Source organism: Acinetobacter sp. YH12070 (assembly GCF_013419625.1).
In the GTDB taxonomy this organism is placed as follows: Bacteria; Pseudomonadota; Gammaproteobacteria; order Pseudomonadales; family Moraxellaceae; genus Acinetobacter; species Acinetobacter amyesii.
Genome location: NZ_VOZT01000053.1, coordinates 1 through 21,125 on the forward strand (window position 1 = coordinate 1; position 21,125 = coordinate 21,125).

Here is a 21,125-nt window from a genome sequence, read left to right on the forward strand (position 1 = left end):
TTGTTCCACTTTAGATATTTGTTTAAGATGAGATGTAACTCATTGAAATGTGTCATCATATTCGTCGTCAGAAAACAAGTATTATGCCATTATTTCAATGAGTTATCTTTTTTTGTCGTGTACAAAGAGTTTCAACATAGTTTGAATTTTTAAAGATCATTATGCTGTTCAATGCCCGCTATAACACCCTGCCACCTCGCCTGTACCATCATCAGCAGCCTGTACCTTTAAAAGGCGCAAAAGCTGGGCATTTTAATGCCGCTCTTGCGGATGAGCTGCAATGGTCTGAGACAGATAAACAGGCTTGGGTTGAAATCTGCAGCGGTCAAAAAACCTTTGCTGAATTTGAACCTTTGGCCATGGTCTATGCAGGTCACCAGTTTGGACAATGGGCCGGCCAATTGGGCGATGGACGCGGCTTATTGATTGGGCAAATCATCGATAAACATGGGCAAACCATTGACCTGCACCTTAAAGGTGCCGGCTCTACGCCTTATTCACGCATGGGCGATGGACGTGCAGTGCTGCGCTCGACCATTCGTGAATATTTGGCAGGACATGCGCTGAACAACCTAGGCGTTGCATCCAGCAATGCGGTGGGTTTTACCAGTTCTGAGCAAGGTGTACAGCGCGAAAAACTCGAGCTCGGCGCGATGATGCTGCGTACATCTGACTGTCATATCCGATTGGGACATTTTGAATGGATCAATCAATATCAGGGTGATTTACTAACTGAATTCACGCAAAAATGTATTGAGTGGCACTACCCTGAATGCTTGAATGCCGAACAACCTATTTTAGCTTTTGCCACTCAAGTCATTCAGCGTACCGCAGTGATGATTGCCAAATGGCAGCTGATTGGCTTTGCGCATGGCGTGATGAATACCGACAACCTGAATATTACCGGTTCAACATTGGACTTCGGCCCTTATGGCTTTATGGAGCGCTTCCGTCCAAATTGGATTAACAACCATTCGGACTACCAAGGCCGCTATACCTATCAACAGCAGCCAAGTATCGGGCATTGGAATTTATGGCAATGGCTGAATAATCTCGTTCCGCTCTGCCCTTCAGATTATGACAAAGAACAGTGGAAAGACGATCTAGCCAAATGCTTAGAGCATTTTGAACTGACCTTCTTGGAACATTATAAATTGGGCTTAAGCCAAAAAATGGGGCTGCCGAGTTTTCATAAAGACAGCTTCGACTGCGCCATGGCCTTTTTACGCATTCTGCAAAGTGAGCAACTGGATTACACGCAAAGCTTTATCCATCTGCAAAATCATGAATATGAAGCCATTAAAGATGACTGCTTAGACCGCCGCGCCTTTGAAGGTTTCTTGGCACAATATGAAAGTATCCGTGAGCATCAGGACACCGATGTTTTAGATGCGGAAATGGCAAAGGCCAATCCGCAATATATTTTGCGCAACCATATGGCGCAAAAAGCGATTGAGCTTGCTGAACGCAATGATTTTTCAGAAGTACAGCGTTTGTTTACATTGCTGAGCCAGCCATTTATTAAACAGCCTGAACTGGAAACAACAGAAGATTTAGGACCTTTACCTAGTGATGTGCCTGAAGTGATGGTCAGCTGCTCGTCTTAAAAAAATATCCACAAATCCACATTTCACTCGACTCAAAATTGTGGATAATTTAGACATTATCCACAATACCGAAATGGATGGACTGTAATGCCGTCCATCCTCTAAAAAATAATGACAAGAAAACGTATCGCTATTTTTAGTTTCGCTATCCTCGTCTGCATTGTTGCTGCCTGCTTTGCCTATCAAAAATTTGAAAAATATCTACCTACACCTACCAATGCACTGGCCTTTCCACCTGAATTAAGCGATTTACAAATTCAAAAAATTCGCACAGAAACGCCGATCGACAATATTCAGGTACATAAGGCTCAGCGTTATTTGGAATTAAAACATCAGGATCAAGTCATTCGGCGTTACCCGATGCGTCTGGGTTTTCAACCGCTAGGACATAAAGTTCAAGAAGGTGATGGCAAAACGCCTGAAGGCAGCTATATGATTGATTGGCGCAATCCGCAAAGTTCATTTTATAAGTCTTTGCATATCTCTTACCCCAATGCGACTGATAAACAGAAGGCTAAGCAATTAGGTGTTACTGCTGGCGGCGATATTATGATTCATGGTTCAGCGACCAGTTTGCAGATGAAAGTTGCTCCTCAGCTCATGACGTATTTTCCACAAAAAGATTGGACTTGGGGCTGTATTGCAGTGCGTAATATTGATATGGATGAAATTTGGCAATTGGTGAATAATGATACCGTTATTCATATTCATCCTTAAGCTTTAACGCACAGGCTTATTTTTGGTTATCTCTTATGATTGCATTACACGCTGTAGCTGCGAAGACGGCCTTCGCCCTGCCAGAAACCACGTGCAGCCAGCCTTTTGGTGAAGGCTGTGATGTGTTTAAAGTGATGGATAAGGTTTTTATGCTGAGTTTTCACTTAGAAGGCAAAGCAGCGATCAATTTGAAAGTGCTGCCAGACAATGGCGTAATGCTTAAAGATATTTATCCCTTTATTCGTGCGGGCTGGCATATGAATAAGAAGCATTGGATTTCTGTTTTTACAGATGAAGAATTGGAAGAAGAACTGCTGCAGGATTTGGTGCTAAATTCTTATGAATTAGTTGTATCGAAGTTAAATAAAGGACAGCGGCAAAGGATTGAGTTGCTGAGGAGTGTTTAGATAACACTTCCCTTTCGATCTGGTTGATTTTGCAAATTTAGTATAATCGCAATTATGTTTAATCGGTGTATTATTAACAGACTGGAATATTATTTTTCTATATAATTCTTAATCTCTTACTTTAGTTAAACCAATAATCAAAATAAAACTACTAATAATCATTGGCATTACTTTAAGCTTCAATTCATTAGCATGGTCTGCATTACCTGAAAATAATCAAATTTCTTCAATTCTCAAAAACCAACTCAGCGATAAAATATTAACTGAATCTGAAATTATGGAAGGTGCTGCACAAACCCAAGGTCTATATCAATATTGCATCCAAGATACTGTAAGCAAACTTAAGCTTATGTATCCTGATGCAGATCAAGCAATGACAATGGATACCGTTAATAATGCTTGTATATACCCTGAAGATCGCTTTAATCTATATAGCATATTATTAGCTGCTTCTAGCATGAAAAAACCTATGTCAGAGAAAGAAGCGGCCATATTTATAGAACAAAATTATCTTAATAATGGTCGCAATCAAACAAATGCTACTCAGCGTGAAAAAATTTATAAAAACTTAGGTTTATTGAAATAAAACATCTTCAAAGGCTTTTGAAAAATTAAATAATTTTTATTGAATTAATATTCAAAGGTTCTTTCGCACTACATAGATTAAGTTTTCTAAAATCAGCATAATACACGTTATATGACGTTCGCAATTTGATACTACAATATTAATTGGTTTAATTTTTTATAAATTAAAGCCTAGACTACTTTATTTCGTATAACAGTCATTTGAAAATAAGAGTTTCAATCATTAGACTAAAAGTTAAATTAGAAAAATGACCCTCTACTCACCTAAGTCTTTAATCAATGTGTAGTAAGAGTCCGATAAATCACAGTTTATTTTTTGCATTAATGCAGAAAAATAATCATCCGAATCATCAGCTTCAAAATAAACAGTTTTATATTTCTTAAGTAATGTTCTCAATTCATTTTGAAAGAAAAACAGATAGTCATCCATATCATCTTCATCCATCCCTCCCAAATATGCAACTTCAATTGAGTTTTCATCTGAGCAACCAATAAGAAAGTAAGCACATAGTTGAGAATGTTGATTTAAAAGGATTGTTGACTCCATTACATTTATATTTTTTAAATATTCGAACAATAAGTCAGGTGAAAATTCCTGAGCTAAAACATTAACACCTTCATGAAATCGCCTGTAGTTTTTATGGAACAATTTCTTTAATTCTTGCCATTCTTCTTTCGACATCTGATTTAATTTTTTAGTTTTTATTCTTTTTATATCTGTATAGATTTCAGTTATTTCGGTTAATTCAATCAAGTAAGTCGTTCTAGCAATATAAAAGCGATGTGACTCAAACAGTTCACGTAAAGAATTATTCCTAGAATTGAGTATGAGTTGTAATCTTCTCGTTTTAGAGTTTTTCTCTAAATTATTGATCAATTTTATGAATAGATTAGCCTCTAAATCATTTTGTACCTCATGAAATAAAATATAATCTCGATGAGGATGGACATGATTAGAATAAAGCATTCCCAGTGCAATGATCGTATCATCTCTTTTCGCAACGACATGATAAAAACCTATCTTTGGTAAATGATGCTCAATTAAATATTGCTGTAAATGCATATTCATTTGTGAATCAAAATGCTGAGAATCTAAAATTTTAATATTCATAATTATTTACCGATTTATTTAAAAAAAATTAATTACTCAGCCCTCAAAAATATTCACAAAATATACTTCTTACCAAATTTTTAATGTTTTTAATTAATATCAATCCTTTAACCTAAACCATATAAATTTAAAGCATACTGGAACGGCTGCTATTGATACGAACACTCCATAAATATGTTTATTTTCAAAATAAATTAGCAAAGACATTCTTTAACAGCGCGTAACAAGAACGCCTGCATATCAAAAGGCTCGTCCCTAAGCCTTCATTGCATTAAACTTTCTTTGCTTGCATCACTTTAAACAGCACATACAGCAGTAAAATCCAGACCGGCTGCATCAGTACCGACAGCATAAAACCCTGATTCCACATGATGTACAAAATCATCAGCATGAACACTAAGACAAAGTAGTTGGTGAACGGTGCAAATAATGCAGGAAATTTAGTTTGTATACCCTGCTGCTGCATCGCTTTTCTAAACTTCAAATGAATCAAGCTGATCAGCATCCAGTTCAGTACCGCCGCACTCACCACAATATAAATCAAATAGCTCAATGCTTTTTCAGGCAAGAAATAATTCAGCAGCACGCAGCCAAAAATCAGCAAAGCAGAAAATAAAACCGCAGCAATCGGTGTGCCGTGTTTATTCACCTGCTTAAATGCTTTTGGCGCATTGCCCTGTTCTGCCAAGCCCAACAGCATACGGCTATTGGCATACATGCCGCTATTGCAGACCGAAACAGATGCCGTCAAAATAATAAAATTCAGCAAATGCGCCGCCCAATCAATCCCCATCTGATTAAAAATCATCACAAAAGGACTATGATCCAAACCACCAAGTTTCAACTGATTCCACGGCACCAGCGACAGCAGTACCGCCAAAGAACAGATATAAAATAAGAACACGCGGATCACGGTCTGATTCACCGCTTTAGGAATGTTTTGATCTGGATTTTCAGTTTCCGCAGCCGCCATGCTGATCAGTTCAATGCCGCCAAAAGCAAACATCATAAAGGCCAGCATATAAAATAGGCCTTCAAAACCATGTGGGAAAAAGCCGCCATGTACCCATAAATTGCTAATCGAAGCAGTAGAGTCTGCGCCTGCAGTAAGTAGCAGATACACACCAAAAGCAATCATGGCAACAATCGCCACAACCTTAATCATCGACAGCCAAAATTCAGATTCTGCATACAGTTTGACATTGGCTAAGTTGGCTAACGTAATGACCGCAAAAAATACCAGAACTGAAACCCAAGCAGGCACATGTGGCCACCAATAATTGACATATTTGCCTATCGCGGTCAGCTCGGTCATCACTACTAAAATATACAGAATCCAGTAGTTCCAGCCCGTTAAAAAGCCCGCAAACTTGCCCCAATATTTAAAGGCAAAATGACTGAATGAACCTGTGACTGGCTCTTGTACAATCATCTCGCCCAACTGGCGCATAATCAGAAAAGCAATCAAGCCGCCAATCAAATAGCCCAAAATAATCGATGGCCCAGCCGACTCAATAATATGCGCAGAACCTAAAAATAGTCCTGTACCTATTGCGCCACCCATTGCAATCAGCTGAATATGGCGGTTCTTTAATCGGCGCTGCAGTTGAGGCATTTCGCTGCTCACAACACGTTCTCATCTTATAAAAAAGTGGATTGTAGCCTGTGCAGCTCTTTGCAGCCAAATATTCATAGACAATTGCTGTATGAGCAGCAAATGATGCTGATAAAATCAGGCTTCAAATCTGCCCATACCGTTAACTGCATCTATGAATCAGCAACACTTATCAATGGTCTTCATTCCTGGATTTATGCTGGATGAATCCTTGTGGGATGAGCTCATCCCACAACTTCCGCACACATGGAATTTCTTTAGGGCAAGTTTAAAACACGGTCAAACGATTGATGAAATTGCGGAACATATCCTACTCAATGCCCCGCCACGCTTTGTCTTGGTTGGTTTTTCATTAGGCGGTTATATTGCCAGAACCATAGCGCAGAAATATCCTGAACGTATTTCTGCACTCATTTTAGTGGCAAGCTCTTTACGCCCTGATAGTGAAATACAGAAGCAGTTAAAAATCGCGGCCATTCAAGCTGCATCAGCAGGCACGTTTCATGGTTTGAGCAAAACAGCGATTGCCAAATCACTACACCCAAACCAGGCGGACAATCGGAAGCTGATTCAACGTATTCAAGATATGGGCAAAAATCTTGGATTTGAAAGCTTTAAAGCGCAGTCATTATTAGACCGTAGCCATATTCGCAGCGGTGCCATTCAGTGCCCAACACTGATTATTTCGGCTGCTCAAGATCGGCTGCGTTCACTAGATGAAGCGCAGGAGCTGCATCAATCTATAGCACACAGTCAACTTGATATGATTGAAAATACGGGCCATATGATTCCACTCGAACAGCCGGAAGCTTTAGCCGCCAGTATGCTAAAGTGGCTGAATACATTGCCTCTTTAAATATAAACAGCCCTCAATTGAGAGCTGTTTATAGCATTCACCACCCTTGATGGATAATTAATAGCGAATGCAGTACGTCTAAACCTATTCATTCATACTGCGGTGTCATGTAAATCTTTATTTACGCTGTGGCACTTCAGCCCAGCGTGCATAACTCTTAGTGCTTTTCAGCACAGTGCCCGCTTGTTTTGCAGCGACGCCACTATAGTCCTGAGAGAAACTATCTGAATTTTCATCAAAACTCGCACCATCAAATAATGGGAAAGTTCCGGCTTTTTTCTGAATCACCACATCATCAATCATCCAGCCGCGGAAACCGTTATAAAGTTGATCGACTGTTCTGAATTGGAATTTCAGCTGAACATTGGCCTTGCCTGCATATTCATCTAATGAAATTGCTTCTTGCTGAACAGCAGCTGGTGCAAGGTTAAAACCTAAATTACTGTATGGAATCGGCGCGCGCTCATATGCAGAGGATGGATCTGCCAGCGGGTTTAATCGAGCCAAGGTCTTAAAGCTCTTGCCGCCGTCGGTAGAAACTAAAATATTCATCAAGTCGAATCCCTGATTATTTGGATTGACCGACTCAATTTCCCACCATGTTTTAAAGCTTAAACTCAAAGGCGCCTGATATTGGCTCAGATTAATGGCAGGTGAAATCAATTCTCCGGTATTGTCATGCTGCGAAGTGCCGCCATCAAACTCTAGTGCAGTCGAAGAATCACTTAAAGCGCCAATAAAGTTGCCATTTACTTTGTCACCATACCAATATGCCGTATTACCTTGCAGTGGCTCAGGTACCTTGCCTTGACTTTGGTCATTCGGCGCTAAGCGTACACGCTGATTCACTTGATTATTACGAATGTTGTGACCTTTGTTGAGCAGCTGCCAATCGACATTGGCCACACTAGGCTGTGACCTTGTCCATGCATTGCGAGTAGCAGAGTCCGCTTCAAAAGTTTCACGCCATATGGCATCTGCAGATGTCGTTTCAGGCAGCACTTCAAATTGATAGCCCGATGCAGAAGAAGCAATGACCGTAACTTTTTTCGTAATAGTATTAATTCCTGCACCGCTAATGGTGAGCGTGGCATTTTTCAATGCTTCAAGCAGCGCATTTGATACGTTGAATGAAAGCGTGAAATAGCCATTGGCATCGGTAATGGCACTGACAAATGCGCCATTGGTCGCCGCACCGCCTGATAATGCGACTTGCGCATTCGCCAAAGGCTTCCCTTTAAAAATCACTTGACCAGACAATGTTCCGACCACGGCATCATTGACTGGCGTATCACTTAGAGTCTGACAGTCTTGATCTAAACAGTTGAGGACTACATTCAACACAATGCTCTTATTGGTATTTTTAGGATGGATCAAGAATGCCGAAACTGCAGACTGTCCATTTTTAGTGACCAAAACATAATATGTGCCTGCAGCCAATTTAGGCAGTTTAACAATGCCTTGGGCATTGGTAAGGTAACTTTGACCTTTAAAATGAGTTGCTGTCGGTAAACTATTAATCGGTGGAAATAGCTGCTCAGAATCATCCGCTGTGATTGTATTTGTTGCTATTTTCAGACTGCCTGCTTGTACTTTCTGCCACTCTTCATCACTTAAAATCTGAATCGACGCAGCATTTAAGGCAAGATTATTCACATCTAATAAAGTCAGCTCTTCTACGCTTTTCTGTACCATGGCATCGGCAACTGGCTCTGGCGGTACGCTTACAGTCTCATCACGATCATTACCGCCACACGCCGTTAAACCCAAGACACCTGTGACCATTATTATTTTTGCAAATGCACTATTTTTCATCTGTTCTGCCCTCTGGCTTTTCCATTTTTAAAAATTGTTATCTCAACATTGAACTCTACCAGCCCAAACATACTGGTGAATATTCCAGCAAAATAATAACCAATTTTCATTAAATGCGCAAATTTCGCATTTTTATGTGATTTTTATCATTCATCCAATTGCCATTGTTTTGCTGTTAAGGGATGCCCATTCCTTCAAAAATGGAATACTAATAAATATCTAATACTGATAAAAACTTTAAAAAATAAAAAATTTACGATATAAATAAAAATCGGTTATAGATAAATTCAAACTTATCCATAACCGAACAATTTAAATTCCATTATGACAATGCAAAGCTTTTTTTAATACATATCAATACGGTTAAATAAAACAACTGCTTAAAACTTTACACATTCTAAAGAAGCTAATCTGTTTACAGTCGCTGGTCCAACAGCACTTACCATAGATATTGCGCATATATTTGCGCGCCCATACGTTTTGCTTGGTTGGTATTGAATGAATCTGCTATGTATTTAAAACCAAAGTTTTCATGTTTGACGGAAAGGCCAAACGAATTGGTTTGGGGTTCAAAATGGATTCCCCACATTAGCCCTGTATTCCAATATGCATTGAGCTGCCAAAGACTTATATACTCATTTGAGATTGAACTGAGTCCTAAACTCCAAGCCTGCTCTGAGTCATAATTTAAATCCGAATAAATTTTAAATGGCAGCTTTTGCGCATAGGTCTTATCTTTATCAAACTCTCCCTGAATATCAAACCGTGGACGCTTATCTTGATCATAGCTGATGTTATATCGTGTGTATGGAGCATCTTGCCAATATAAATATGCCAATGCATCCTGAATATTAATTTTTAAATTCCAATTTTTTGCAATAGCACCTCTTAAAGTCGCATCTAGGGCATAGCCATACCCGCTATGTGCCTGCTCATTCCAGCCCATTTTATCTTCTTTCAAAGCAGGATGATCATAACTGTAATCTATGCTCCCATTCAGCCATTTGACGCGGTCCATAAGCTCTTGCTGATCTGTCGTTACCCCTAGCGCATTAATATGACCATCAATATAATGACGCCCAATTAACGCGGTTATACCCGTTTCTAAATTCCAATTCGAACTAATGGGCCATGTATAGGCAGCCCGAGACCCAACAGTATCAATATGCTGTGCTTCAAGCCTCAAGTCATATGTTGAGTTTGCATCGATAGGCAGTTCATTCTGTATTTGATAATAAAGCTTTGCTGTATCCTCACTGAAATTGAGCGCATAGTCATATCGCCAGATCCAGCTAAAATCCCAATTACCCTGCTTTACGCCCAATTGCATTAAACCATGAGCAAATGCATTTTTTCCTGATTTAAACTTAGAATCATCCCAATCATCTGTAAATGCATGAATCGCTAACGGTTCACTATAAACATCTGCTTGCACTTGATAATAGATAGCCTCTTGTGCATAGCTATAAAACGGGAGCGATAATCCCAATAATACTAATTTTTTTTTCAACATAGAAAAAAGGGGGAACATCGTTACCCCCTCTCCTTAATTCATTATTATGGTGCAATCATTAGCACAGTGTTATCGGTAAATTTCGCAGAATAAATGCTATTCGATACTCTATTGATCGTACCGTATCTAACAGTACCGACTTTAATATCAGCAGAACTGAATTGATCTAAATCTGGAATTTCTACAAATGCACCATTCGCATGAGATACTCTTGACCAGATAATTGGAGATTGCGCGATCAGATTGTCAGTTTTTACATCTATATTTAATGTATTTTGATCAACTGTAACTTTAAGATTTGCTATCCCTTTTTGGTAATCATTCCTTTTAGCGTTAAGCAGTAAACTGAATGGCTTCACAGCAGCCCCCCCACCTTTTACGTTACCAGAGAGATTAACTGTCAAATCTGCATTAATAAATGCAGCCGCAGATTCGCCTTGGGTAATATCAAAGGTTTTAGTCAGATCATTTTTTAGCTTAATATTTGCATCTAAGCCTAAGTTTTCTGCTCCGCTTAAAGCTTCACCTTTCAAAATAATTTCATATGGAATAATTTGATTAAATGTTTCAGTACCATTTTTGAATTTAACTCGAGCAGCTTTGCTTGAAAGTTCAGTTAAATTCAGCTTCGCGTTCTGAGTTGTTAACAAAACATTTAAAAATTTAAATTGTGCCGTAACCGGAGCATTTTCACTTTCTGAGTCTTCCAGCTTGATAGCTGTATCATAAACAACTTGAGCGGTACTGTTGCTATTAAACCCTAAGCTTGATTCTAATCCATCCGCATTTTTAGCTGTGATTTTACCGCCTGAAACTATTTTAAAATCATGCTGTTTTGCAGATGCTGTGAATGGCGCATCCAACTTTAAATTGCTTACAGTAATCAAAACCGCATCGCTAAAAACATCTTTTCCAGTAAAAGTACTGCTATCCCAAATATAGTCCATCCAATATTTAGCCGATACACTTCCATTAACAGAAACTGAAGTCGGTGTTACGCTGATTTTAAGACCATTTTTGCTCAAAATATAATCTGGATAATATATCCCCCCATAGGTCGCATCATCCTCTAAAAGTGCCTCTAATTCTGCAGCGGTATAGTCTTTTGTGGAACCTTGAGCATCTTTCTGCGCCAATGAAGCTAAAGTAATGATGAGATCAGAAGCATTACTAATATCATTTCCTGCATTACTTACAGCATCAAATGCAGGCTCATACTGAGACTGCAAACCTTTAAAACTGTCAAAATAGGCAATAATATTGTTCGTAGTTTTGATTAATACTTTAGCTTTCTCTAAATCTGTTGCTGGATTTGATGGGTTAGCTGTTTCCCCATTTGAACCGCCATTATCTGAAGTCCCACCGCTACTAGAAGACCCGCCACCACCACCGCCACATGCAGTTAAAATTACAGAACAGCTTATTGCTAATAAGGTTTTTTTTAAAATCATTATGTTTTTCCCTCTTAAAAATACAAATAAAAAAGCCTTTAAAAATTAAAGGCTTTTAAAAAAAGATTCAAGAACAAAAAGTAACATTAATCCTCTGGATATTCAAAACGGTAGCCGACGCCATACACAGCTTGAATCCACTCATGGCGGTTGCCAGTTTCAGCAGCATCCGAAATTTTACGGCGCAGGTTTTTGATATGGCTGTCAATCACACGGTCAGCCACTTCAAAACTGTCTGGATTGATATGATCCAGTAACTGCGCACGTGAATACACCTGCCCCACATGCTCTAAGAACAATTCCAGTAAGCGAAACTCCGTTGGCGTTAAGCTCAATGCTTTTTGTTGATACCAAATGCGCTGCTGTGCTTTGTCCATACGGAATAAATCATTCACCTCTGGTTCTGCTTTACGCTCTAAACGACGTAATACCGCTTGCACACGTGCCACCAACTCTTTCGGACTAAACGGTTTGCAGACATAATCGTCAGCACCCATATTAAGCCCCAATACACGGTCAATTTCTTCAGTGCGTGCAGTCACCATAATAATCGGCAAATCAGACTGCTCACGGACTTTACGGCAAATGGTTAAGCCATCCATACGAGGCACCATCAGGTCTAAAATCATCAGACTCGGTTTACGTTGTGTGAAGCTTTCATAGGCTTCTTGCCCATCATGAAACATGCTGACTTCAAAGCCTGCAGCCTCTAGATAATCACGCACTAGCTGTGCAAGTTCCACTTCATCTTCAACCAACATGATATGTTTCATGCATGCTTCCTTTTAATGTTTCATCTGTTTGGGAAATGTCAATTTGCAACGCAAACCGCCCAATGGAGAATGATCAAAACTCAATTCTCCGCCCAATGCTCTAGCTATTTTTACGGATAACGCCAATCCTAATCCTGTACCACCGGTTGCACGCGTGCGCGAATCATCCACGCGATAGAAACGCTCACCTAAACGTGCCAACTGTTCATCAGTTAAACCAAATGGGCTGTCATCGACATACACGGTCCACTGGGTTTCATCCTGCTCAGTATGTACATGCACTTCACCACCAGCTTCCGTATAACGAATACTGTTGCCCAATAAGTTGACCATAATCTGTTTAAAACGGTCTATATCTAATTGTAATGAAGTCCCTTCGCCCGTTGCGGTAATTTTCAAATCTGCTTGCTCAAACTTCGGCTTAAAGCTTTCAACTTCTTGCATCACTACATCCCACGGATTGAGCGTGGTCAAATAACAATTCAGTTGTTGTGCATCGGCTTGCGCCAAATCCGCCAAATCTTTGGTCAATTTTTTCAAACTACTCACTTGATTGAGCATTGAGGCAAAATGCTCTGGCGTTGGCTTACGAATACCGTCCTGCATCGCCTCAATTTGAGCCTGCAACACCGCCAATGGGGTTTTTAATTCATGTGAAGTATCGGCCACCCATTGACGACGTGACGTTTCATGCTGATCAAGAATCACAGCCAACTGGTTCAATTCATTTGATAAATCGCCGAGTTCATCATTACGGTTCACCGCGACTTGATGTTGATAATTGCCCTTTGTTAACTCACGTGTTCCCATTAACAAACGCTGAATCGGTTTTTTAAAGTAGGTCGCCAATAACAGTGCAGCAATTAAACTTGCAATAAATGTCAGCACATAAACCAATAACAAATAACGTTTTTGCTTACTAAAGAAGTTAATACTGATCGCATCATCTTGCTCGAGGACAGGTTTGAGCCCCAAATACCCCACGATTTGATTATTTACCATAATCGGACGATAAGAAATCTGTTCATCTGTCGGCTCACCCACCACAAATTGGCGCTGTGCATCATATAAAGATAAACGTGAACTCAAGCCCAAGCGGTCAGGCATTTGAATAAACTGTTTTTTACCACCATTGTTGGTATTGTTTTGAGAGGATTGACCGGCATCTTTATCTTTTTCATCCGCATTCGACTCTTTGGGGCGGAACACATTTTGATTCGCGCTTAAAGGAAATTTTAAACCTTCAAAGGGTTGAAACTCAGACGGTAAGTTTTGTTCAAGCCATTTTAGCTCTTCAGTTTTTTGTTCTGCCGTTTGCTGTGGCGTTGCCAACATCGATGCTGCATTCAAACTATGATCTTGGAAATAGCGCTGCTGCAATGCAATGTCATATTGACGACGCAGCCACCACCGAGAGAGACGATCATAGTCATCTGGCGCAGCCTGCCCTTCAATTTGCAAAATTTGCGCCTGAATCGCATTGCCCCAATCATGATAAACCGTATACACATCGGCTAAATTTTCAATGACATGGTCAAGCTTTTGCATCTCGACATCGGCCACATATTTGGTGAAATTACGCTGCATATTCCAATGCAACACGCCAAGACTTACCGTTGTGATGACGAGCGTCGTCAACAGCACAGTCAGAAACAAGCGTAAGGCAATCGGGATACGACGTATTTTCAAAAGAGAACTCTCATTTTTCTTCTATATTCATTATTGTAGCGAACACGCTACTAAAAAACTCTCCATTGTTTCTACATCTTTATTATTTAATCTTTAACCATTGAAAAAATATCTAATCTGGTGGGGTATAGACTATGAAACAAATGACCAAAATGGCTTTAATCGGTGCAAGCGTATTGAGCATGGGTGCACTCACTGCCTGTCAATCGACAACCGCACCAAAAGATAACGATCATGGCCGTATGATGAAACAACATCATGGTGATCAAGATCGTCGTATGTCACCTGAGCAACGTGAACATTTTAAACAAATGCGTGCCGAGCAACGTCAAGTGTTTGCTGATATGCAAAAAGCCTGTGATGGCAAGACTACAGGTTCAACAGTTCAAGTAAAAGCTGGCGATAATAGCATTGATGGTACATGTACCATGGTGTTCAAAGCAGACCGCCAAGACATGAAAAAAGCACGTGGTGAACACAAACCAATGCGCGGTGAACACCGTCCAATGCGTGGCGATATGCGTGGTCAGATGCAACGCGGTGAGCCACTGACTGATGCAAAACGTGCAGAACTGACTAAACAGTTTGATCAACGTTTAGCAGAACGCCAAGCGAAGCAACAAGCGATTATGAAAGCATGTCAAGGCAAGACTGATGGCAGTGCGGTTGCCATTAAAGTTGGCGAACAGCAAATCAATGGTAAATGTGAAGTGCGTTTCCAACCTAAAGCCCCTGTTGCCCCAACGCCAGCACCAGTAAAATAAGTCAAAGTTAGCTCGCAATATCATTGAGTATAAAAAGGCACTCCCATGAGTGCCTTTTTATTGGACATATCTTTTTACGCTTTTTGACTATTTGTGTCATTCATTTTCAGCCAAAAGTGTTTACACTCAATGCACTTAGCATTTTCAAGGGATATTTCTTTGACTTTACAGTCACCAACAAATCGCCCTGAAATGCTTGTACCCAATAAGAAGATGTTGCACGATTAGAACCATTCCAATACGTGTCATTGAAGACACGTTCAAATGTTTATTTAGGATTACTAACGCTGGTAGAAACCAGTATTGAGGAAAACGATATGCCACAATACAAAGCGCCCTTACGTGATATGCAATTTGTTCTGCATGAACTTTTAAAAGCAGAAGATCACTATGCACAATTGCCTGCATTTTCTGATACCGTAAGCCGTGAGTTGGTTGACCAATATCTAGAAGCTGCTGCTGACTTCTGTGAAAATGAACTTTCTCCTCTTAACCAAGTCGGCGACCGTGAAGGTTGTACTTGGAATGATGGCGTTGTAACAACACCAACTGGTTTTAAAGAAGCGTATCAAAAATATATCGAACTCGGTTTCCCATCTTTGTCTGCTGAAGAACAGTATGGCGGTCAAGGTCTACCTGTTTCACTAGGTAACATCATTTCAGAAATGGTGGGTACATCGAACTGGGCTTGGGGTATGTATCCAGGTCTATCTCATGGTGCTGTACGTACTTTAGAACACCACGGTTCACAAGAACAAAAAGATGCTTACCTGCCTAAACTTGTTTCAGGTGAATGGACAGGTACGATGTGCTTAACAGAATCTCATGCAGGTTCTGACTTAGGTATTATCCGCTCTAAAGCTGAACCGCAAGCGGATGGCAGCTATGCAATTTCTGGCGAGAAAATCTTTATCTCGGCTGGTGAACACGACATGGCTGAAAACATCATCCATATCGTTCTTGCTCGTCTTCCAGGTGCACCAAAAGGCACGAAAGGTATTTCATTATTCATCGTACCTAAATTCAATGTAAATGCTGATGGCTCAATTGGTGAGCGCAATGCGGTACGTTGTGGTTCGATTGAACACAAAATGGGTATCCATGGTAACGCGACTTGTGTCATCAACTTTGATAACGCAAAAGGCTTCTTGATTGGCCCTGAAAACCGCGGTCTAAACTGCATGTTCACATTCATGAACACTGCACGTATCGGTACTGCTGTACAAGGTCTTTCAGCTTCTGAAGGCGCTTTCCAAGGTGCACTTGCTTACGCAAAAGACCGTTTGGCAATGCGTTCACTTTCAGGCCCTAAAGCACCTGAAAAAGAAGCAGATCCAATTATCGTTCACCCTGCAGTACGCAACATGCTGCTTACGCAAAAATCATTTGCTGAAGCTGGTCGTGCTCTGGTTTACTTATTGTCTTTCCATGCCGATATTGTGGAACAAGGTGCAACTGAAGAAGAACGCAAATTCTCTGACAACATCTTGTCTCTATTAACACCAATTGCTAAAGCATTCTTAACTGAAACAGGTTCTGAATCTGCGAAGCACGGTGTTCAAGTATTCGGTGGTCATGGTTTCATTTCAGAACACGGTATGGAGCAAATCGTACGTGATACACGTATCTCTTGCTTGTACGAAGGTACGACTGAAATTCAAGCGATTGACTTGTTAGGCCGTAAAGTATTGGGTACTCAAGGTGCAATGTTGAAAGACTTCACCAAGATCATCTATAAATTTGTTGAAGCCAACAAAGACAACGCGGCTATGAAAGAATTTGTTGAGCCACTTGCTGCGCTAAACAAAGAATGGGGCGACTTAACCATGCAGATTGGTATGAAAGCAATGCAAAACCCTGAAGAAGTGGGTGCTGCTGCGGTCGATTACCTGTACTTCTCTGGTTATGTAACGCTTGCTTACTTATGGGCTCGCATGGCCTTAGTTGCACAAGAAACTTTAGCTGCAGGAACAACAGATGTTGATTTCTACAATGCGAAAGTGACGACTGCTCGCTTCTACTTCAAGAAAATTTTACCGCGCGTTCGCTCTCATGTAGAAGTGATCGCAGGTGGCCTAGATCCTCTAATGGCATTGGATGCAGAACACTTTGCATTCTAATGTGAATATCTAAACATATTCAAAAGATTGTACTCTTGAGTGCAGAAATAGAGAAAGGACGGTCATAGCATTGGCAGTCCTTTTTCTTTATAAATAGTCCCACAGTTTTACTTAGGCCAATTTTCTTCACGCTTTGTGTCGATACAAATTGCCCCAAGTCCATAGATTCAAACAATAAACAGGTGAACGAACATGCCAATTTATAATGCGCCACTTGCAGATATGAAATTCATCTTAAATGATGTTTTTAAAGCAGAACAATTCTGGCAAAACAACGAAAATCTTGCTCACGTTGATGCTGCAACTGCAGAAGCCATTCTTGAAGAAATGGCAAAATTTGCGCAAAACGTCACTCATCCTTTAAACCGCACAGGTGATGAAGAAGGCGCAAGCTATAGCAATGGCAATGTCACGACTCCTGCTGGTTTCAAAGAAGCATTTAAACAATATGCAGAAGGCGGCTGGATTGGTCTAGGCGCAGATGAAGAATGGGGCGGTCAAGGCATGCCAAAAATGCTGACTGTTCTGTCTGACGAAATGCTGTTTGCAACCAACCCATCATTCATGCTCTACCCACTTCTTTCTGTAGGTGCAGGCATGGCATTAAACAGCTATGCATCACAAGAGCAAAAAGAAACTTATTTGCCGAAAATGTATACAGGCGAATGGTCAGGCACGATGTGCTTAACTGAACCGCATGCAGGTACAGATTTAGGTATTATCAAAACTAAAGCTGAACGTAATGAAGACGGTACTTATAACATTACAGGTACGAAAATCTTCATCACTGGCGGTGACCACGACCTTTCTGAAAATATCATCCACTTAGTTTTAGCGAAAACGCCTGATGCGCCTGCGGGCTCACGCGGAATTTCACTCTTCATCGTACCTAAATTCTTGGTGAATGCAGATGGTTCATTGGGAGAGCGTAATGCTGTAGGCCCTGGTTCTATTGAACATAAAATGGGGATCAAAGCGTCTGCAACATGTGTGATGAACTTTGATGGCGCGAAAGGCTACCTGGTTGGTAAAGAAAATGAAGGCCTTGCAGCGATGTTCGTCATGATGAACTACGAACGTCTGTCTATGGGTATTCAAGGCCTAGGTGCTTCTGAATTTGCTTATCAAAATGCAGCGCAATATGCGACTGATCGTTTACAAGGCCGTAGCGCTTCTGGCGTTCAATCGCCTGCAAAACCTGCAGACAGCATCTTAGTTCATGGTGATGTACGTCGTATGTTGCTGAACGCACGTGCCAACAATGAAGCATCTCGTGCATTTGCAGTTTATGTCGGTCAACAACTGGACATTACCAAGTTCTCTACTGACCCAGAAGCAGTCAAAGCAGCCAATAACCGTGTTGCGCTGTTAACACCTATTGCGAAAGCGTATTTAACAGATACAGCTTTCCAAGCAACGCTAGATGCCCAAATGGTCTTCGGTGGTCACGGCTTTATTCGTGAATGGGGTATGGAACAATGTATCCGTGACCTGCGTATCGCACAGATTTACGAAGGGACCAACGGCGTTCAATCTCAAGACTTAATTGGTCGTAAAACCATTAAGTGCAATGGTGAATTCATTGCTGAATATATCCAAGAAATCCGCGATTTTACAAACAACTTAGATGCTAGCTTGAACTACATTAAAGATGCAACCTTAGATGCAGCAGCTGAAGTTGAAGCTGTGACTCAATATGTACTTGAAGCTGCTCGTGAAAACATTGAGTTCCCGAACTCAGCAGCCGTTGATTACCTACATGCTGTAGGCTTACTCAGCTTTGCCTATATGTTTGCCCGCATTGCAGATGCAGCAAAAGACAAAGATGGTGAGTTCTACCAAAACAAACTTGCACTGACTCTTTACTTCACGCAGCGTATTTTGCCTGAATTGGCTTTACGCGTTGCTAAAGTGAAAGCAGGTTCTGAAGTGATCATGAACTTCTCTGAAGATTACTTTACCAACCAAGCTTAATTAGCCGTACAAAATCAAAAATGCCCGATTTATCGGGCATTTTTGATTTTACTGCTCTTATTACATAAACACTGAGTGCAACTTTTTCAAAAAATCATAAGCATATTTACTTATTCACAATCTCCTAATTCCATTCGATATGTAAAACAAGAATGGAGCTGATCGTCTAGCATTGGAAATGTAGCCCAATGCGTTGTATCTTTATCTTGTTTAAATCCTGCCTTCATTAAGACATTTTGTGATGCTAGATGTTCCTCAGCACAAAAAGATGAAACAACCTTCGTGACATGATTCTGCTTTAAATACTTAATTCCTCCAATTAAAGCCTCAGTCATATAACCACAACCATGAAAATTCACCCCTAACCCAAAATGTATTTCTCCATGGTTTTCTTGATTGAAGAAATACAGTAAGCCCATCGCTAAATGCGTATTCTTATCACTAATCACCCATGCAAAATCAGGATTGTGTATCGACCAATAATAATCTGCCCACTTTTCTAAAACACTCTTAGTCTGTTGAATCGTTAAATGTGGCAACCGCTGCAGATAACGAGTTGCTTCTATATTCGAAAAATATGTATCAAATAATGAAATTTCATCTCCTAACTGATACTTTCTCAGGCATAAACGTCCAGTTTCAATCATATTGGGCATGATTATTTAGCCTGTTATTTCATGGGATAAAACTTTTTGATCGACTCCGCCATTTCAGCATTCGACCTTTCCAAAGCTTTTGCCACATTCATCGCGTCTACAGCGCTGCGATTTTGACTGACTTTAAATTTCCCGATCATCGACTGAATATCGACTTCAATCGCTACAATTTTTTTCAGTTGTTCCGCAATAAAATCATTCGGTGCATCACCCATTTTCCATGGCATGGGTTGGCTAGCTTCATGTTGCCGAGTCAACCGAGCCAGAAGCCCTCGTAAATATTTTTCATCTGCAACTTTACGTATCTTGCCTTTGACATGTACCACGCGGTAATTCCATGTCGGTACAACGCGATGATGCTCCTGTTTTCCTTCATACCAGCTTGGCGAAATATATGTATCATCGGCATGAAAAATCACATAGGCTTGCGCTGACTGATTTAGCAATTCAAACATTGGATTAGCCTTGGCAATATGACCGCGCAATATGCCCAATTCGCCTGACTCAGCGTCATATTCTAGTGGTAAATGATTCACTTCCAACTCACCATTGGGTGCAGTCAGTATTACTGTCGCCAAAGCATACTTACGCATAAGATCAATCAGATCAGGGAGTTCATCATGTTTAAAATGCGTTGGTTGATACATCGTCGCTTCATTCTTATAGGACAAAATTTAAGCTCAAACTTAACATTAAAAACTTTATTAAACCTAAAAATATTTTTGTCATATTCGCTTCATGTGCATGAAATTTGCTTGGTATTTAATGACTCGTTCTTCATTGAATATTTACGCAATGTACACAGGAGGAATATATATGACACACCGTGATCCTAAAGTAGAAAAAATCGAAGCCCTCCTCGACCGACTTGGCAATATTGCTGTAGAAGGTTTTCATTATCTTGCACTGTTTGTCATCGGCTGTATGATTTTATGGTCTGCGGGTCATACCATTTTTGAAATTATTACAGTTAAACAATTCGCCACGATTGACGATATTTTATTATTGTTTATTTACCTTGAACTCGGTGCCATGGTCGGTATTTATTTTAAAACCAACCACATGCCAGTACGCTTCCTGATTTATATTGCTATTACTGCCCTAACCCGTTTGCTCATTTCGGACATTCAACACGACCATAAAGCAGATATGGGCTTGGTCATTACCACAGGTTCGATTCTAATTTTAGCAGTGGCCATTTTGATTGTGCGCTATGCCTCTTGGACTTACCCTTCGGTTATTCGAGACAAGCATTCCGAAAAGCCACTGCCTGAAGGAAAAACCCCTCGCCCACAAGATGATGAATTGGCTTAAACACTAAATCGTTCCCTCTCCTTTTAGGAGATGAGATACCGTCTTGGTAGTCAATCAGGTTTTGAGATTATTCGACCACTAAATAATCTCTTTGATAGGCAGTCTGATGTTTTAAAACGCCATAACACAGATGTATAAGCTTGCGCATTGCAGCACCT

The 21,125-nt window shown here is 40.4% G+C and carries 18 protein-coding genes; 9 read left to right on the forward strand and 9 right to left on the reverse strand.

All coding sequences use genetic code 11. The annotated features are described in order from the left end of the window. The first annotated feature begins 161 nt into the window (after window positions 1-161). The 4 genes from FTU17_RS13790 to FTU17_RS13805 all read left to right on the forward strand — a co-directional run bounded on the left by FTU17_RS13790 (window position 162) and on the right by FTU17_RS13805 (window position 3,317). Window positions 162-1,607, forward strand: coding sequence for a YdiU family protein (locus tag FTU17_RS13790; protein WP_180135732.1), 1,446 nt, complete (start codon window positions 162-164; stop codon window positions 1,605-1,607). A gap of 111 nt (window positions 1,608-1,718) precedes the next feature. Further along, complete coding sequence (locus FTU17_RS13795; RefSeq protein WP_180135734.1) at window positions 1,719-2,324, forward strand: murein L,D-transpeptidase family protein; 606 nt, start codon at window positions 1,719-1,721, stop codon at window positions 2,322-2,324. A 35-nt stretch (window positions 2,325-2,359) separates the two neighbouring features. Next, window positions 2,360-2,731, forward strand: coding sequence for an MmcQ/YjbR family DNA-binding protein (locus FTU17_RS13800; protein WP_218955560.1), 372 nt, complete (start codon window positions 2,360-2,362; stop codon window positions 2,729-2,731). A 277-nt stretch (window positions 2,732-3,008) separates the two neighbouring features. Next, the gene (locus FTU17_RS13805; protein ID WP_257227401.1) at window positions 3,009-3,317 is read left to right on the forward strand and encodes a hypothetical protein; all 309 of its coding nucleotides are present in this window, start codon (window positions 3,009-3,011) and stop codon (window positions 3,315-3,317) included. Between the two features lie 255 nt (window positions 3,318-3,572). On the opposite strand, the gene FTU17_RS13810 is transcribed toward FTU17_RS13805, so the two are convergent. Next, window positions 3,573-4,427, reverse strand: a complete 855-nt coding sequence (locus FTU17_RS13810) for a hypothetical protein (RefSeq protein ID WP_180135736.1) — start codon at window positions 4,425-4,427, stop codon at window positions 3,573-3,575. Window positions 4,428-4,698: 271 nt separating this feature from the next. Continuing rightward, window positions 4,699-6,054, reverse strand: coding sequence for an amino acid permease (locus tag FTU17_RS13815; protein ID WP_180135738.1), 1,356 nt, complete (start codon window positions 6,052-6,054; stop codon window positions 4,699-4,701). A 142-nt stretch (window positions 6,055-6,196) separates the two neighbouring features. On the opposite strand from FTU17_RS13815, the gene FTU17_RS13820 reads away from it, so the two are divergent. After that, window positions 6,197-6,898, forward strand: a complete 702-nt coding sequence (locus FTU17_RS13820; protein WP_180135739.1) for an alpha/beta fold hydrolase — start codon at window positions 6,197-6,199, stop codon at window positions 6,896-6,898. A gap of 117 nt (window positions 6,899-7,015) precedes the next feature. On the opposite strand, the gene FTU17_RS13825 is transcribed toward FTU17_RS13820, so the two are convergent. From FTU17_RS13825 to baeS, 5 genes are all read right to left on the reverse strand, one after another. Beyond that, the gene (locus FTU17_RS13825; RefSeq protein ID WP_180135741.1) at window positions 7,016-8,713 is read right to left on the reverse strand and encodes a carboxypeptidase regulatory-like domain-containing protein; all 1,698 of its coding nucleotides are present in this window, start codon (window positions 8,711-8,713) and stop codon (window positions 7,016-7,018) included. 439 nt (window positions 8,714-9,152) lie between these two features. After that, window positions 9,153-10,244 carry a hypothetical protein gene (locus tag FTU17_RS13830; RefSeq protein ID WP_233945001.1) on the reverse strand — a complete coding sequence of 364 codons (1,092 nt, stop codon included), beginning with the start codon at window positions 10,242-10,244 and terminating at the stop codon, window positions 9,153-9,155. Between the two features lie 26 nt (window positions 10,245-10,270). Further along, entirely contained in the window at window positions 10,271-11,677 is a 1,407-nt protein-coding gene (locus tag FTU17_RS13835; RefSeq protein ID WP_218955562.1) for a hypothetical protein, read from the reverse strand. Window positions 11,678-11,763: 86 nt separating this feature from the next. Further along, entirely contained in the window at window positions 11,764-12,450 is a 687-nt protein-coding gene (locus FTU17_RS13840; RefSeq protein WP_111885370.1) for a response regulator, read from the reverse strand. A 12-nt stretch (window positions 12,451-12,462) separates the two neighbouring features. Next, window positions 12,463-14,139: a sensor histidine kinase efflux regulator BaeS gene (gene baeS, locus FTU17_RS13845; protein WP_180135743.1), complete on the reverse strand. Its 1,677-nt coding sequence runs from the start codon at window positions 14,137-14,139 to the stop codon at window positions 12,463-12,465. 134 nt (window positions 14,140-14,273) lie between these two features. Here baeS and FTU17_RS13850 point away from each other — a divergent pair, with 134 nt between their 5' ends. From FTU17_RS13850 to FTU17_RS13860, 3 genes are all read left to right on the forward strand, one after another. Next, the gene (locus FTU17_RS13850) at window positions 14,274-14,903 is read left to right on the forward strand and encodes a hypothetical protein (RefSeq protein ID WP_180040673.1); all 630 of its coding nucleotides are present in this window, start codon (window positions 14,274-14,276) and stop codon (window positions 14,901-14,903) included. Window positions 14,904-15,220: 317 nt separating this feature from the next. Then, window positions 15,221-17,023: an acyl-CoA dehydrogenase C-terminal domain-containing protein gene (locus tag FTU17_RS13855; RefSeq protein WP_180009373.1), complete on the forward strand. Its 1,803-nt coding sequence runs from the start codon at window positions 15,221-15,223 to the stop codon at window positions 17,021-17,023. A gap of 192 nt (window positions 17,024-17,215) precedes the next feature. Then, window positions 17,216-18,997: an acyl-CoA dehydrogenase C-terminal domain-containing protein gene (locus tag FTU17_RS13860; RefSeq protein WP_180009375.1), complete on the forward strand. Its 1,782-nt coding sequence runs from the start codon at window positions 17,216-17,218 to the stop codon at window positions 18,995-18,997. Between the two features lie 110 nt (window positions 18,998-19,107). Here FTU17_RS13860 and FTU17_RS13865 read toward each other — a convergent pair whose 3' ends face one another. Together FTU17_RS13865 and FTU17_RS13870 are read right to left on the reverse strand one after the other, a co-directional pair. Continuing rightward, window positions 19,108-19,653: a GNAT family N-acetyltransferase gene (locus FTU17_RS13865; RefSeq protein WP_180009377.1), complete on the reverse strand. Its 546-nt coding sequence runs from the start codon at window positions 19,651-19,653 to the stop codon at window positions 19,108-19,110. Window positions 19,654-19,667: 14 nt separating this feature from the next. Continuing rightward, on the reverse strand, window positions 19,668-20,300 hold the full coding sequence (locus FTU17_RS13870) for an FMN-binding negative transcriptional regulator (protein WP_180009407.1): 633 nt from the start codon (window positions 20,298-20,300) through the stop codon (window positions 19,668-19,670). 169 nt (window positions 20,301-20,469) lie between these two features. Between FTU17_RS13870 and FTU17_RS13875 the strand changes: the two genes are divergently transcribed. After that, window positions 20,470-20,967, forward strand: coding sequence for a phosphate-starvation-inducible protein PsiE (locus FTU17_RS13875; protein WP_078194156.1), 498 nt, complete (start codon window positions 20,470-20,472; stop codon window positions 20,965-20,967). Window positions 20,968-21,125: the final 158 nt, after the last annotated feature.